Raw genomic sequence first — 723 nt, 5'->3', positions numbered from 1 at the left:
CGCCCTTCTTGAAGCGAACCACGTCTTGGAGATGGGACACGATCACCTGGGCCGGGACCGTGAAGCCTTCCACCTTGCCGGTAGGACCGGTGGCGGCGATGTTGATGCCCACCAGATCGCCCTGGGCATTGACCAGCGGGCCGCCGGTCTGTTCCCAGCTGTAGACCGCGTCCGAGCGCAGCAGATGGGTGATCTGGGTGGCCCCCACCGCCAGCGGCGCATCCGCCGACTGCACCAGACCCTGGCGCACCAGCGGCGCCCCCGCCATGTTGCGGCCGAAGGCGAACACCTGCTGGCCCGGCACCACCGTCTGGACGTCGGCCATGCGGAAATGCAGGAATTTCTCGGTGGTCTGCATCTTCAGCAGCGCCAGATCATGCCCGGGAATGGTCTTCACCACCTGGGCCGGAAAGCGCCGGATTCCCGCCGTCGTCGCCACCTGGACCGAAATCTCCGGCAGATTGGACACCGAATGCAAGGTGGTGATCACATAGCCGTTGGCCCCAACGATGGCCCCCGAGGCCACCGGACCGGCATTGACCCCGCCGCCGCCGACCCCGACAACCGCCGGAGGAACCGTGTGATACAGCCGCTGCACATGCGGCATGGCGATGTTGCGCACCAGGAACTGACCCACCGACAGATCGTCGGCCCCGTGGAAATTATCGTCCTCGTCGTAATGGTCGAGGAGATAGATCCCCCAGGCGAAGGTCACGAAGATCA

General features: G+C 65.3%; 1 protein-coding gene. It reads right to left on the bottom strand.

Annotated elements, in window-relative coordinates; all coding sequences use genetic code 11:
* Positions 1 to 723 (bottom strand): trypsin-like peptidase domain-containing protein (locus tag CU669_RS20950; protein ID WP_112147521.1); only part of this gene is annotated, 723 nt, incomplete at both ends.

The sequence above is a fragment of the Paramagnetospirillum kuznetsovii genome, assembly GCF_003284725.1.
In the GTDB taxonomy this organism is placed as follows: Bacteria; Pseudomonadota; Alphaproteobacteria; order Rhodospirillales; family Magnetospirillaceae; genus Phaeospirillum; species Phaeospirillum kuznetsovii.
This window is presented reverse-complemented; position numbering and strand designations above follow the sequence as displayed.